General features: G+C 55.8%; 1 protein-coding gene. It reads left to right on the top strand.

Annotated elements, in window-relative coordinates; genetic code table 11:
* Positions 1-465 (top strand): zincin-like metallopeptidase domain-containing protein (locus tag FE851_RS25780; RefSeq protein WP_261371194.1); only part of this gene is annotated, 465 nt, incomplete at its 5' end.
* Positions 466-651: the final 186 nt, after the last annotated feature.

The following is a 651-nucleotide window of genomic DNA, read 5'->3' as shown; positions in this document are numbered from 1 at the left end:
CCGATCATCACCAATCCCGAAACCCGCGACGTTGAGCTTGAAGTGATGTTCTCTCGCATCGACGCAACCGTTCGCATCGGCGGATCGCAAGCCTATTACCACACCCGCGACGATTATATCCAAATGCCCGCTTTTGAAGCGTTCCATTCCGCCGACGACTACTATGCCACGCTTGCGCATGAGGCCGTGCATCATGCAGGACATGAAAGCCGCCTCAACCGGAAAACCCTGATTTCAACGAGCCGCGCCGACTATGCGAGGGACGAACTCGTGGCCGAGCTGGGCGCATCCTTCATCGGCGCGATTGTCGGTTTCAAGGTCGACGAACGCGAAGACCATGCCGCGTATATCGAGCACTGGTTGACCGCGCTCCGCAACGACAAGCGCGCGATTTTCGAGGCTGCCCGTGAGGCTCAGAACGCCGCCGACTACCTGTTAGCGATGATGACCGACCAAGCGGATTGAAATGCCCGCCCCGCAAAATGCACGAGACGCCGCGCAAGCGCGGCGTCCCATTTCAGGAAGGTGAAATATGGGGGCTACTCAATGTGGTTTATATACAAATCCCGACATGTTAACTATGAGCGGGAGCCAGGTCGTTTTTAGGTGCAAATTGGAAAATATCATCGACACCTACAGGAATCGCATCAA

Source organism: Sphingobium sp. B2, assembly GCF_007693735.1.
GTDB classification, from domain to species: domain Bacteria; phylum Pseudomonadota; class Alphaproteobacteria; order Sphingomonadales; family Sphingomonadaceae; genus Sphingobium; species Sphingobium xenophagum.
The sequence above is the reverse complement of the archived record's forward strand: the minus strand, read 5'-3'. Positions and strand labels throughout refer to the sequence as shown.